Annotated in this window: 2 protein-coding genes; both read left to right on the top strand. The window is 72.8% G+C overall.

Annotated features, from left to right (window positions below):
* Positions 1-21 precede the first annotated feature (21 nt).
* The gene (locus ABZ928_RS49095) at positions 22-7,788 is read left to right on the top strand and encodes an amino acid adenylation domain-containing protein (protein ID WP_361535350.1); all 7,767 of its coding nucleotides are present in this window, start codon (positions 22-24) and stop codon (positions 7,786-7,788) included.
* A gap of 10 nt (positions 7,789-7,798) precedes the next feature.
* Positions 7,799-15,520, top strand: a complete 7,722-nt coding sequence (locus ABZ928_RS49090; protein ID WP_361535347.1) for an amino acid adenylation domain-containing protein — start codon at positions 7,799-7,801, stop codon at positions 15,518-15,520.

The raw sequence follows: 15,520 nt of genomic DNA, 5'->3' as shown, positions 1-15,520 counted from the left end.
TTCCGCCGATTTGGAGAAACAATGATCCCGTTGTCGTTCGCCCAGCGTCGGCTGTGGTTCGTGGACCGGTTCGAAGGCCCCTCGCCGACCTACAACGGTGCCTTCGCCCTGCGGCTCACCGGTGAACTGAACGTGGGAGCGCTTCAGTCGGCGCTCCGCGACGTCATCGAACGCCACGAGGTCCTCCGCACGGTGATCGTCGAGGGCGACGACGGCGTCCCGCACCAGCAGGTGCTGACCTCCGAGCAGAAGCCGTTCACCCTGCCGGTCGCCGAGGTCACGGAGGGGGCGCTGGCGGCGGCCGTCGACGAGGTCGCCACCGCCACCTTCGACCTCGCCGCCGACACACCGATCCGCGCCAAGCTGCTGCGGGTGGCGCCGGGCGACCACACCCTCGTCGTGGTCGCCCACCACATCGCCGTGGACGGCGAGTCCTTCGGGCCGCTCTTCCACGACCTGACCACCGCCTACGCGGCCCACGCCGCGGGCGGTGCCCCCGACTGGGAGCCGCTCCCGGTGCAGTACGCGGACTACACGCTGTGGCAGCTGGACGTCCTCGGCGACGAGTCCGACCCCGACAGCGTCTCCGCCCGCCAACTGGACTACTGGCGCGAGGCGTTGGCCGATCTGCCGCAGCCCCTCGCGCTGCCCACGGACCGTCCGCGCCCGCGTGTGATGAGCCCCGCCGGCGACCGCGTCGAGTTCGCCATCGACCCCCAGCTGCTCGGAGCCGTGGAGCAGCTGGCCGCCGACGAGGACACCACGGTGTCGATGGTCATGCACGCGGCGCTCGCGGTGCTCCTGCACCACCTGGGCTGCGGCGACGACATACCCATCGGCGCCCCCATCACCGACCGCACCGACGAGGAACTCCGCGACCTCGTCGGCTTCTTCGTGAACACCTGGGTGCTGCGCGTCGACCTGACCGGCAACCCGTCCTTCCGCCGGCTGCTCCAGCGGGTGCGCGAGCGGTCGCTTGCCGCGTACGACAACCAGGACATGCCGTTCGAGCGGCTGGTGGAGCTCCTCAACCCCGACCGCTCGACCGCGTACAACCCGTTCTTCCAGGTCATGCTCTCCTGGCAGCCGCCCGTGCCGCCGATGTCCCTGCCCGGCCTCGGTGTCGAGGCGCGCCGCCTGGAGACCGACACCGCCAAGTTCGACCTGTTCTTCGACCTCCTGCCGAACACCACGGGCGGCGGCGCGAAGTGCCGTCTGGAGTACGCCACCAGCCTGTTCGACCGGTCCACCGCCGAGTCCATCGCCCAGCGCTTCATCCGCGTCCTCGGCCGCCTCGTCGCCGACTCCGAGCGTGCGATCGGCACCGTCGACGTCCTCGACACCGCCGAGCGGCAGCAGCTGCTCACGCGGTACGACGAGGACGCGGCCGCCCTGCCCGAGCTGACGGTTCCCGAGCTGTTCGAGAGCCAGGTCGCCCGGACGCCCGACGCGCCGGCGCTGGTGTCCGGCGAGGTGACCCTGACCTACCGGGAGCTGGACGACCGGGCGAACGCCGTCGCCTGGGAGCTCGTCCGGCGCGGCGCCGGCCCCGAGGACCTGGTGGTCCTCTCCCTGCCGCGCACCGAGGACCTGGTCATCGGCCTGCTCGGCATCCTCAAGTCCGGTGCGGGCTATGTGCCGTTGGACCCGCAGTACCTCAGCGGCCGCGCCGAGACCGTCCTCGCGGAGGCCGCCCCCCGGTTCGCCGTCACCGACAGCGCGACCTGGCGGGACGTGCCCGACAACGACGTATCGGCCGTCTTCCTGGACGGTCGCACCGAGTGGGAGACGCCTGCCGGGGCGCCGGACGACTCGGCGCGGACCGCGCCGCTCGGGCCGGACAACCTCGCGTACGTGATGTACACCTCCGGCTCCACGGGCAAGCCCAAGGGCGCCGCCATCACGCACCGGGGTGTCGTCGACGGCGTACGGGAGCTCGTACGGGTCCTCGACGCGCCCGCCGGGTGGCGGATGCTGGCCGGGACCTCCGTCAACTTCGACGTCTCCGTCTTCGAGCTGCTGACCACGCTGTCCACCGGCGGCACCGCCGAGGTCGTCGCCAACGCGCTCGCGCTCGCCGAGCGGGACAGCTGGGACGGGCACGTCATCAGCGGCGTCCCGTCCGTGCTCGGCGAACTGGTCGGCCACCTCGACAAGGCGCCCGACGTCCGGTCCGTGGTCTTCGCCGGTGACGTCCTGCCGGGGCGGCTCGTGCGCCAGGTCCGCGAGGCGCTGCCGGACGCGCAGATCGTCAACTCCTACGGGCAGAGCGAGAGTTTCTACGCCACCACGTTCTCCCTCGCCGCGTCCGACGAGTGGGCCGACAGTGATGTCGCGCCCATCGGCACCCCGCTGGGCAACATGCGCGCCTACGTCCTCGGCCCCGGTCTCGCGCCGGTCCCGCAGGGCGTCATCGGCGAGCTGTATGTCGCCGGGTCCTGCCTGGGGCGCGGCTACCACGGCCGGGCGGGGCTGACCGCCGAGCGCTTCGTCGCGAGCCCCTTCGGGCCCGCCGGGGAGCGGGTGTACCGCACGGGCGACCTGGCGCGCCGCACCGCGCAGGGGCAGCTGGAGGTCGTCGGCCGGGCCGACGGGCAGGTCAAGGTGCGCGGTTTCCGCATCGAGACCGCCGAGGTCGAGGCGGCGATCACCGCACACCCCGGCATCAGCGAGGCCGTCGTCATCAGCCGCGAGATACCCAGCGCGGGCAAGCGGCTCGTCGCCTACGTCGTGCACACCGGTGAAGGCGCGGTCGGCGACGACGGCGCCGGAGGCATCGGCGACGTCGACGTCCTCGCCGGCGCCTCCTCCGCCGAGCTGCGCAAGTTCGTCGCGTCCCGGCTGCCCGACTACATGGTCCCCTCCGCCTTCGTGGCCCTCGGCAAGCTGCCGCTCGGCCCCACCGGCAAGCTGAACCGCTCCGCGCTGCCCGAGCCGGAGTTCCTCGGCGAGGCCTACCGGGAGCCCCGCACCGAGGCCGAGAAGATCATCACCGCCGCGTACGCGGACGTCCTCGGCGTTGACCGGGTCGGTGTCGACGACGACTTCTTCGCGGTCGGCGGCGACAGCCTCCGCTCCATCCAGGTCGTCGCCCGCGCCCGCGCCAAGGGTCTTGAGGTCTCCACCCGGGAGATCTTCGAGTGCCGTACGGCGGCCCGGCTCGCCGAGGCGGCCGCCGAGCGCGGGGACCGGGTGCCCGTCCTCAAGGAGGACGCCGACGGCGGCGTCGGCACGATGGAACTTCAGCCCGTCGCCCGGCAGGTCTTCGAACACGGCGGCGGCACCGACCGGTTCGCCATGTCGATGGTCCTCGAACTGCCCGTCGGCATCGACACCGAGAGCCTCGCCGCGACCCTGGACGCCGTCCTCGACCGGCACGACCTGCTCCGCGCCCAGCTGGTGCGCGGCGCCGAACTCTCCCTCGTCGCCCGCCCGCAGGGCACCGTCCGCGCCGTCGACCTGATCCGCAAGGTCCCCGTCGACGGCCGCTGGGACGAGCCGTCCGCCCTGGAGGCCGCGAAGGCCGAACTGTACGACGCCGTCGGCCGCCTCGACCCCGAGGCCGGAACCCTGGCGGACTTCGTCTGGTTCGCGCCGCCGACCGGCAAGGGCCGCCTCCTCGTCGTCCTGCACCACCTGGTCGTCGACGGTGTCTCCTGGCGCATCCTCATGTCGGACTTCGCCGAGGCCTGGCAGCAGGTCCGCACCGGCAAGACACCCGAGCTGCCCGCCGTCGGGACCTCCGCCCGCCGCTGGATCGCCGCCCTCGCCGACGAGGCGATCTCCGAGCAGCGGGAAGCGGAACTGGAGTACTGGCGCGACCTCCTCGAAGGCCCCAACCCGCCGCTCGGCGCCCGGGCGTTCGACCCGGCCGTCGACGTGTGGTCCACGGTCGACACCGTGCGGGTGGAGCTGCCCGCCGAGGTCACCGAGGCCGTCCTGACCAAGCTGCCCGCCGCGTTCAAGGGCACCGGCACCGACGTCCTGCTCGCCGCGCTCGCCCTCGCCGTCAACCGCTGGCGCGGCACCGAGACCTCCACCCTGGTCCGCCTGGAAGGGCACGGCCGTGAGGAGGACATCGCCCCCGGCGCCGACCTCTCCCGCACCGTCGGCTGGTTCACCAGCATGTACCCGGCCCGCGTCGACGTGCGGGGCCTCGACCTGGCAGATGTCCTCGCCGGCGGCGACGCGGCCGGCCAGGCGATCAAGCTGGTCAAGGAGCAGCTGCGGTCCGTCCCCGACAAGGGCATGGGCTACGGCCTGCTGCGCTACCTCAACCCGGAGACCGCCGAGCAGCTCGCCGACTACGCGGCCCCCCAGATCGGCTTCAACTACCTGGGCCGCATCTCCGGCTCCGACGTCCCCGAGCATCTGCGCGCCCAGGGCTGGGGCCCGGCGGCCTGGTCGTCCGAGCTGATCGCGGAGCCCGACCCGGACCTGCCCGCGCTGTCCGCCCTGGAGGTCAACTCGGTCGCGACGGAGGGGGCCGACGGCATCCGCCTCCAGGCCGCGTTCATGTTCCCGACCGGCGTGCTCTCCCGCGAGCGGGCCGCCGAACTCGCCGAGCTGTGGGTCGAGGTGCTGGGCGGCATGGCCGCGCACGCCGGCCGCCCGAAGATCGGCGGACTCACCCCGTCGGACGCCCCGCTCGTCAAGATCACCCAGAACGACATCGAGGGCTGGGAGCGCAGCTACGGCCCGCTCGTCGAGGTGTGGCCGCAGGCGCCGGGCCAGTCCGGCATCCAGTTCCAGGCGGCCCTCGCCGACGGCGCCTTCGACGTCTACCACATGCAGTTCGTGCTGCACCTGTCCGGACACGTCGACCCGGACCGCGTCCGGGCCGCGGGCCAGGCCCTGCTGGAGCGCTACCCGAACCTGCGCTCCGCGTTCCTCACCACCGCCGACGGCGACCCCGTCCAGGTCGTCGCCGAGAACGTCGCCCTGCCGTGGCGCCACCTCGACCTGACCGGCCGGACCGAGGCCGAGCAGGACGCGGCGCTCGACCAGGCCCTCGCCGACGACCGCGCGGACCAACTCGACCCCACCCGGCCGCCGTTGCTGCGCCTCGCGCTGCTCACCTGCGGCCCCGAGCAGGCCAAGCTCATCCTCACCGCCCACCACACCCTGTTCGACGGCTGGTCGTCACCGCTCGTCATCACGGACCTGGTCCGGCTGTACGCGGGGAGCACCGACCTCGCCCCGGTCCGCTCCTACGGCGACTACCTGGCCTGGCTGTCCCGCCAGGACCGGGACGCCTCCGCCGCCCGCTGGAAGGCCGAGCTGGAAGGGTTCGACGAGCCGACCCGGGTCGCCGCCGACCTCGCGGTCAAGGGCGAGGCGTCCTCCCTCGGCCGGGTCGAGGTGCCGCTGTCCATCGACAAGGGCCGCGAACTCGCCCGCCGCGCCGCCGAACTCGGCGTCACCCTCAACACGCTCCTCCAGGGCGCCTGGGCGGTGCTGCTGTCCGCGCTGACCGGCCAGCAGGACGTGGTGTTCGGCGCCGCCGTCAACGGCCGCCCCGCCGATCTGATCGGCTCGGACGAGATGGTCGGCCTGTTCATCAACTCCCTGCCGACGAGGGCCCTGTGCCGTCCCGAGCAGAGCATCGGCGACGTCATCACCGATCTCCAGAACCGGCAGATCAGCCTCCTCGACCACCACTACTACGGCCTCGCCGACATCCAGCGCGGGGTGGGCCTGCCTGCTCTGTTCGACACGATCGTGGTGTTCGAGAACTACCCGGTCGACCGCGAGGGCATCGTCGACGCCAACACCTCGGCCGGCTTCCGGATCGACGCCATCCGCCCCTTCGCGGGCTCGCACTACCCGCTCACCCTCAACTCCTCCGACCCCTATCTGCGGCTCTCCCTCGACTACCAGACCAACATTTTTGACCGCGAGGCCGCCGAGGCGGTCGCGGCCCGGCTGGTGCGGGTCCTGGAGCAGGTCCTGGCGGACCCGAAGACCCCGGTCGGCGCCGTCGAGGTGCTGGCGGAGGAGGAGCGGGAGTGGCTGGTCCGCCGCATCAACGACACCGCCCGCCCGATCGCCCCGGGCACCCTGCCGGGCGCCTTCGAGGCCCAGGTGGCGCGGACCCCGGACGCGGTCGCGCTGGTCGGCGAGGACGAGACGCTGACGTACGGGGAGTTCAACCGGCGGGCCAACCGGCTCGCGCACTGGCTCATCGAGCAGGGCGCGGGGCCGGAGAAGCTGGTCGCGGTGCGGATCCCGCGGTCCGTGGATCTGATGGTGGCGATCTACGCCGTCGTCAAGGCCGGCGCCGCCTATGTGCCGATCGACACCGAGCTGCCGGAGGACCGGGTGCGGCGCGTGCTGGACAGCGCCCAGCCGCTGCTCGTCCTCGACGCGTCGCTGCCGGACGTCTCCGGGTACGCGGACACCGACCCGGAGCGGACGCTCACGCCGGACAACGTCGCGTACGCCATCTTCACCTCCGGCTCCACCGGCGCCCCCAAGGGCGTCCCGGTCGCCCACCGGGCCATCATGAACCGGCTGGCGTGGGGCCTCGGCCACTTCGAGGTCGGCCCCGAGGACCGGGTGCTGCTGAGCACGACGGCCAGCTTCGACGTGTCGGTGCCCGAGCTGTTCGCGCCGCTCCAGGTGGGCGCCGCCGTGGTCATCGCCCGCCCCGACGGACGCCGGGACCCCGCCTACCTCGCCGACCTGATCCGCCGCGAGAAGGTGACCGGCGCCGACTTCGTGCCCTCGCTGCTGGAGGCGTTCGTCACCGAGCCCGCCGCCGCGCAGTGCACCAGCCTGCGCTGGATCGAGGTCGCCGGCGAGGCGTTCCCCGCGGCCCTGGCCAACCGGTTCGTCGAACTCCTGCCCAACTGCTCGGCGAACAACGTCTACGGGCCCACCGAGGCGGCCGTCGAGGTCACCGAGTACCGGTACGTGCCCGGCGAGGACCGGCTGCCGATCGGCCGCCCGATCTGGAACACCCAGATCTACGTCCTCGACGCGGCCCTGCGCCCCGTCCCGCCCGGCGTCACCGGCGAGCTGTACCTGGCCGGCGACCAGCTGGCCCGCGGCTACCTCGGCCAGACCGGGCTCACCTCGAACCGCTTCGTCGCCTGCCCCTTCGGCGAGCCCGGCACCCGCATGTACCGCACCGGTGACGTCGTGCGCTGGACCCACGACGGGCAGGTCGAGTACATCGGGCGCGCCGACTTCCAGGTCAAGATCCGCGGGTTCCGTATCGAACTCGGCGAGATCGAGCAGGCGTTGGCCGGCCACGCGGACGTCGACAGCGCGGTCGCCCTGGTCCGTGAGGACCGCGCCGACGACCAGCGCCTCGTCGCCTACGTGGTCCCGGCGGGCGGCAAGGACCCGGCCGCGCTGAACCTCGACGCCCTCACCGACCTGGCCCGGGAGAGCCTGCCCGAGTACATGGTGCCGTCCGCGATCGTGCCGCTCGCCGAGCTCCCGAAGACGCCCAGCGGGAAGCTCGACCGCAACGCGCTCCCCGCACCGGACCGTACCGAGGCCCTCGCCGGGCGCGAGCCGCGCAACCACAACGAAGAGGTGCTCTGCCGGCTGTTCGCCGAGCTGCTCGGGGTGGAGGGGGTCGGCATCGACGTCGACTTCTTCGACAACGGCGGGCATTCGCTGCTCGCCACCCGCCTGGTCGGCCGTATCCGCAACGAACTCGGCGTCGACGTGAAGGTCACGACGGTGTTCCGCAGTCCGACGGTCGCCGAACTGGCGGGCCGGATCGAGAAGTCAGGCAAGTCGAACCGCCTCCAGCTGCGGCAGATGAACGTTTAGGAGTAGCTCGATGATCCCGTTGTCCTTCGCCCAGCGCCGGCTGTGGTTCCTCCACCGTCTGGAAGGGCCGTCCGCGACGTACAACATCCCGTTCGTGCTGCGCCTGGACGGGCCGCTGGACACGATGGCCGTGGCCGCGGCGGTCACGGACGTCGTCACCCGGCACGAGAGCCTGCGCACCCTGCTCGTCGAGAACGCGGACGGCACCCCGGAGCAGCGCATCCTGCCCGTCGAGGAAGCGGTCGTGCCGTTCCGGGTGGTCGACCTGGCGGCGGACGCGGTGGACGCGGCGACGCGTGAGTTCGTGGGCGCGGGATTCGAGCTGGACACCGACCTGCCGCTGCGCACCGCCGTGTTCCGGGTCTCGCCCGAGGAGCATGTGCTGGTCTTCGTGTTCCACCACGTCGCCGCGGACGGCGCGTCGATGGGGCCGTTCATGCGGGACCTGCTGTCGGCGTACGCGGCCCGGCAGCGGGGGAGTGCCCCCGACTGGGAGCCGCTGCCCGTGCAGTACAAGGACTACACGGTCTGGCAGCGGCAGATGCTGGGCGACGAGGACGACCCGGACAGCGTCGCCGCCGAGCAGCTGGAGTACTGGCGCGAGGCGCTGGACGGCGTACCGCAGCCGGTGCAGCTGCCCCTGGACCGGCCGCGCCCCACCCTCGCCAGCCACGAGGGCGGCCACGTCGACTTCCAGCTGGAGCCCGAACTGGTCGCCGGGATCGCCAAGCTCGCCGCCGAGCACGGGGCCACCGCGCCGATGGTCGCCCAGGGCGTCCTCGCGGTCCTCCTGCACCACCTCGGCGCGGGCAACGACCTGACGATCGGCAGCCCCATCGAGGGCCGCGCCGACGAGCAGTTGGAGGACCTCATCGGGTTCTTCGCCAACACCTGGGTGCTGCGCGTCGACCTGGCCGGGAACCCGACCTTCGACGACCTCCTCGACCAGGTGAGGGACCGGGCGCTGCTCGCCTACGACAACCAGGACGTGCCCTTCGAGCACCTGGTCGAGCTGCTCAACCCGGACCGCACCACCGCCTACCAGCCGCTCTTCCAGGTCATGCTGGCCTGGCAGTTCGCGTGGTCCCAGATCGACGTGCCGGGCCTCCAGGTCACCCCGGTCCCGCTGGGCACCGACACCGCGAAGTTCGACCTGTTCTTCAACATCGTCCCCGGCCCGGCCGGGCGCGCGTACGGGCGCCTGGAGTACGCGACGGAACTCTTCGACGCGGCCACCGCCGAGAGCCTCGTCGAGCGGTATGTGCGGGTGCTGCGGCAGGTCGTCGCCGCCCCCGGCACCCGGCTCGGCGGCGTCGACGTCCTCAGCGGCGCCGAACAGGAGTGGCTGGCGGGGCTGAACGGGACGACGGCGCCGGTGCCGGAAGCGACCGTGCCGCAGCTGGTCGCGGAACAGGCCGCCCGCACCCCGGACGCGACCGCCGTCGTGTCCGGGCAGACGGCTTTGTCGTACGCCGAGTTGGAGGCCCGCGCGAGCCGGCTGGCCGCCGCCCTGCGCGAGCGCGGGGTCGGCCCCGACGTCCTGGTGGCCGTCGCCCTGCCGCGCTCCGAGCGGCTGGCGGTCGCGCTGCTGGGTGTCCTCAAGGCCGGGGGCGCCTATCTGCCGATCGACCCCAACTACCCGTCGGCGCGCGTCGACCTGCTGCTCTCCACCGCCGACCCGGCGCTGGTGCTGACCGACCGGACGACGGCGGACCTCGTCGCGAAGGGCGGGGCGCCGGTCGTCCACCTCGACGACCTCGACCTGGACGGCCCCGCCGCCGACCTCCCGGACACCGGGACCAGGCCGGACCACCTCGCCTACGTGATGTTCACCTCCGGCTCCACCGGCACCCCCAAGGGCGTCGCCATCACCCACGCCGGCGTCGTCAACGGCGTCCAGGACCTGCGCGAGCGCACCCAGGTCGAGGCCGGGTCCCGGATGCTGGCGGCGACCTCGGTCAACTTCGACGTCTCCGTCTTCGAGATCTTCACCGCGCTGACCACCGGGGCGAGCGTCGAGATCGTCCGGGACGTCCTCGAACTCGCCGAGCGCGACAGCTGGTCGGGCGCCACCATCAGCGCCGTACCCGCCGTGTTCTCCGCCCTCCTCGACCAGCCCGGCGCCCTCGAACTCGACGTGAAGAGCGTCATCCTCGCCGGTGAGGCGCTCTCCTCCGACCTGGTCCGCAAGGTGCACGCCACCCTGCCCGGCACCCGCGTCATGAACGCCTACGGGCAGACCGAGAGCTTCTACGCCTCCACCTTCACCGCCCCCGAGGAGTGGACCGAGACCGGCGCGGTGCCGATCGGCTCCCCTCTCGCCAACATGCGCGCCTACGTCCTCGGCCCGGAGCTGACCCCGGTCCCGCGGGGCGTCGTCGGCGAGCTGTACGTCGGCGGGCTGGTCGGGCGCGGCTACTACCGCAACCCCGGCGCCACCGCCGAGCGGTTCGTCGCCTCGCCCTTCGGTCCGGCCGGTGCGCGCATGTACCGCACCGGAGACCTCGCCCAGTGGGACGCCGACGGACAGCTCAGGTACGCCGGACGCGCCGACAACCAGGTCAAGGTCAACGGCATCCGCGTCGAGCCCACCGAGATCGAGGCGGTCCTCGGCCGGCACCCGGCGGTCACCGGGGCCGTGGTCACCGTGCGCGAGGACCACAGCGGCACCAAGCGGCTCGTCGGCTATGTCGCCCAGGCGGGCACCGACGACATCAACGGCACGGTGTCACCGGCCGACCTGCGGCGCTTCGCCGCCAAGCGGCTGCCCGACTACATGGTGCCCACCCAGCTCATCGTCCTCGACGAACTGCCCCTGAACGCCAACGGCAAGCTGGACCGCGCCGCGCTCCCCGAACCGGAGTTCGCGGGCGCCGAGTACCGGGCGCCGCGCACCGAGGCCGAGCGGATCCTCGCCGAGGTGTACGCCGATGTCCTGGGCGCCGGGCAGATCGGTGTCGACGACGACTTCTTCGCCAGCGGCGGCGACAGCATCCGCTCCATCCAGGTCGTCGCGCGGGCCAAGGCGCGCGGTGTCGTGGTCAGTACGCGGGAGATCTTCGAGCAGCGGACCGTGGGACGGCTCGCCGAACTCGTCGAGGCCCGTGGCGAGGAGGAGCGGGTCGTCCTGGCCGAACTGCCGGGCGGCGGCGAGGGCTGGGCCCCGCTGCCCCCGACCGCCGCGCACGTCCTCGCCCTCGGCGGCGGCATCGGCCGGTTCTGCATGTCGGCGCTGCTCACCCTGCCCCAGGACATCGAACGCCCCGGCCTGGTCGCGACCTTGCAGGCGGTCCTGGACCGGCACGACGTGCTGCGCGCCAAGCTGGAGCGCACCAACCCCGGTCTGCGCATGGCGGCGAAGGGCAGCATCAACGCCGCCTCCCTGGTCCGCGAAGTGCCCTACGCCGCCGCCGAGGTGCAGGCCGAGCTGGATGCCGCCGCCGACCGCCTCGACCCCGACGCGGGCGTGATGGCGCAGTTCGTGTGGTTCACCCCGAGCGGGGAGAGCGACGCGCACCGGCTGCTCATCGTGCTGCACCACCTCGTCGTGGACGGCGTCTCGTGGCGCGTCCTGCTGCCCGACCTCGTCGCCGCCTGGAAGAAGGTCCGCGGCGGCGGTGTCCCCGAGCTGGTCGCCGAGGGCACCTCGCTGCGGCGCTGGGCGCATGCCCTCGCCGACGAGGCTGCCTCCGAGACGCGGGTCGCGGAACTGCCCGTGTGGCAGGAGATCCTCACCGGCGACGAACCGGTCCTCGGCGCACGGCGGCTGGACCCGGCCCGCGATGTCACCTCCACCGTGGACACCGTCCGCGTCCAGGTCCCGGCCGACGTCACCGACACCCTGCTCAACACGCTGCCGACGGTGTTCCGCGGCGGCGTCGACGACGGGCTGCTCGCCGGACTCGCCCTCGCCCTGGCGCGCTGGCGCCAGTCGCGCGGCACCTCGGCCTCCTCGGCGCTGATCCGGCTGGAGGGGCACGGCCGCGAGGAGCACCTCATCCCCGGCGCGGACCTGTCGGAGACCATCGGCTGGTTCACCGCCATGTACCCGGTCCGCCTGGACGTGTCCGGTGTCGACCTCGCGGACGCCTTCCGCGGTGGCAAGGCGGCCGGGAAGGCCGTCAAGGCGGTCAAGGAGCAGCTGCGGGCGATCCCCGACAACGGCCTCGGCTACGGCCTGCTGCGCCACCTCAACGCGAAGACCGCGGGCGCGCTGTCCGGCCTGAACCGGCCGCAGATCGGGTTCAACTACCTCGGCAAGGCCTCCGCCGCCGACATCCCCGAGGAACTGCGCGGTCTCGGCTGGGCCCCGGACACCACCCACCAGGACCTGATCGCCGCCCCGGACGCCGACATGCCCGCGCTCTCCGCCCTGGAGATCAACGCGGTCGCCGTCGGCGAGGAGCTGACCGCCTACTTCGGCTTCCCCACCGGCGTCCTGACCCGCGACGAGGTCACCGAACTCGCCGCGCTGTGGGTCGAGGCGCTCACCGCGCTGGCCCGGCACGCCACCACCCCGGAGGCCGGCGGGCTCACCCCGAGCGACGCGCTGCTGGTGAAGGTCGGCCAGGACCAGATCGACGCCTGGGAGTCCCGCTTCGGCAGGCTCGGCAGGATCTGGCCGGCCACCCCCGCCCAGTCCGGCATCCTTTTCCAGGCCAAGCTCGCCGGGGCTGACTTCGACCCGTACCACATCCAGCTGGTCTTCCATCTGTCCGGCCGCGTCGACGCCGAGCGCATGCACCGCGCCGGACAGGCCCTCCTCGACCGCTACCCGGCGCTGCGCGCCGCGTTCGTCGACCGCGAGGACGGCGACCTCGTCCAGGTCATCCCCGAGTCGGTCACCCTGCCCTGGCAGCACCTCGACCTGACCGGGGTCGAGGAGCCGGAGCGCACCGAGCGGTTCGAGCGGTTCCTCAAGGAGGACCAGACCGACTACTTCGACGCCGAGAGGCCGCCGCTGATCCGGCTCGCCCTCGCCGTCCTCGACCCCGACCGGCCCGAACTCGTCCTCACCGCCCACCACGCCCTCTACGACGGCTGGTCCACACCCATCCTCATGCAGGACCTGCTCCTGCTGTACGCCTCCGACGGCGACCCGGCCGGACTGCCGAATCCCCGTGACTACGGGGAGTTCCTCGCCTGGCTCACCCGGCAGGACGAGGAGGAGTCCGCTCGGGCCTGGGCGGAGGAACTGGAGGGCATCGCCGAGCCCGCGCTGCTCGCGCCCGACTCCGGAAGCTCCGACGAGGGCGGCCGGGACCAGGTCGAGGCCGAGCTGCCCATCGAGGAGGCGCACGAACTCGTACGCCGCGCCTCGGAGCTGGGCATCACCGTCAACACCCTCGTGCAGGGGGCGTGGGCGCTGCTGCTCGGGCAGATCACCGGCCGCCAGGACGTCGTGTTCGGTGCGACCGTCTCCGGCCGCCCGCCCGCCGTCACCGACGTCGAGTCGATGGTCGGCATGTTCATCAACACCCTGCCGGTGCGCGTGAAGTACGCGCCCGGCGACACCGTCGCCGACGTTCTCGGCGGGCTCCAGAGCCGGCAGGCGGCCCTCGCCGACCACCACTACTACGGGCTCGCGGAGATCCAGAAGTCCGCCGGTGTGCGGTCCCTGTTCGACACGCTGGTCGTCTTCGAGTCGTACCCGGTCGACCGGGAGGCCATCGGCGAGGCCAGCGACGCCGCCGACGGCATCACCTTCACCGGACTGCGCCCGTTCGCCGGCAACCACTACCCGCTGTGCCTGACGGCCGCCGCCGACCCGCACCTCCAGCTCGTCATCCAGTTCGCGCCCGACATCCTCGACCGGGCGACCGTCGAGACGTACGCGGCCCGCCTGGTGCGGTTCCTGCGGCAGCTGGCCACCGACCCCGAGCTGCGGATCGCGCAGATCGAGAGCCTGGAGCCGGACGAGCGCGAGCAGCTGCTCACCGGGTTCGACGAGGTCGACCCGGCCCGGTACGTCACGCTCACCGACCTCGTCGAGGCCCAGGTGGCGCGCACCCCGGACAAGGTCGCCGTGATCGCCGACGGCACGTCCCTGACGTACGCCGAACTCGACGCCCGCGCCGAGGCGATCGCGATCGCGCTCGCCGCACGCGGGGTGGGTCCGGAGACCGTGGTCAGCGTGGTGCTGCCGCGCACCGTGAACGTGGTCGCGGCGCTGCTCGGCGTCCTGAAGGCGGGCGGCGCGTATCTGCCCGTCGACCCCGCCTACGCGGCCGCCCGCCTGCCGCACGTGCTGCCCACGGCCCGGCCGCACCTGATCCTCGCCGACGCCGGGACGCGCGCGCTGATACCGGAGACGGACATCCCGGTCGCCGTCCTCGACGACATCGACCTGACCGCCAGTGCGGCGGACGCCCCGGTGCGGGCGAAGGCCGGGCCGGAGAACCTCGCCTACGTCATCTACACCTCCGGCTCCACCGGTGTCCCCAAGGGCGTCGGGGTCACCCAGACCACCGTCGTCAACGCCGTCGACGCGCTCGTCGCGCACGCCGGGGCCGAGGACGGGCGGCGGATCCTCGTCGCCGCCTCCTTCGGCTTCGACGTCGGCACCTTCGAGACGTTCGCCGCGCTCACCACCGGCGGCACCGCCGAGATCGTCCGCGACGTACTGGAACTGGCCGAACGCGACTCCTGGGACGTCGACGTCATCTGCTCGGTGCCCTCGGCCTTCGCCGAGCTCGTCGACCAGCTCGCCGACCGCATCAAGCCCACCGCGCTGAACATCTCCGGGGAGGTGCTCACCCCGGTCCTCGCGGAACGGGTCCGCACCCGCTGGCCCCAGGCCCGCGTCATCAACAGCTACGGCCCCAGCGAGACGTTCTACGCCACCGGCTACCTCCTGGACCCGGAACAGGGCTACGCCGACGGCGTGCCCATCGGCCGCCCCTTCCCCGGGGTCCGCGCCTACGTCCTCAGCCCCTCGCTGACCCTGCTGCCGGCGGGCACGCCCGGTGAGCTCTACCTGGCCGGGGCGGGCCGCGGCTACCACCAGCAGGCCGCGCTGACCGCCGACCGGTTCCTCCCCGACCCGTTCGGGGCGCCCGGCTCGCGCATGTACCGCACCGGCGACCTCGCCAGCCTCACCCCCGACGGGCAGATCCAGCACCTGGGCCGCATCGACACCCAGGTCAAGATCCGCGGCTACCGCGTCGAACCGGCCGAGGTCGAGGCCGCCCTGACGACCCATCCGCACATCGCCCAGGTCGCCGTCGTCACCCAGCACCCCGACGACAAGGCCCCCTACCTGGCCGCCTACCTCGTGCCCGGCGAGGGCGCGAGCGTCCCGGACGCCGACGCCCTGCGCGAGCACCTGGCCGACCGGCTGCCCGAGTACATGGTCCCCGCGGTCTACGTACCGCTGGAGCGGCTGCCGCTGTCGCCCAACGGCAAGCTCGACCTCAAGGCCCTGCCCGCCCCCGACCTCACCTCCGGCACCCCCTACCGGGCGCCCAGCACCCCCCGCGAGGAGTCCCTGGCCAGGCTCTTCGCCGATGTGCTCGGCCTGGAGCGGGTCGGTGTCGACGACGGATTCTTCGAACTCGGCGGGCACTCGCTGCTCGCCACCCGGCTGATCACGCGCGCTCGCGCGGAGATCGGGATGGAGATCCCCATCCGAAAGATCTTCGACCTTCCGACGGTGGCGGCGCTCGCCGCGTGGTCGGAGGAATCGGCAGTTCCCCTTCGCCCCGCTCTCCGCAGGATGATCGTAGAGGAGTAA

It is taken from the genome of Streptomyces sp. NPDC046909, assembly GCF_040644695.1.
Classification (GTDB): Bacteria; Actinomycetota; Actinomycetes; order Streptomycetales; family Streptomycetaceae; genus Streptomyces.
The sequence above is the reverse complement of the archived record's forward strand: the minus strand, read 5'-3'. Positions and strand labels throughout refer to the sequence as shown.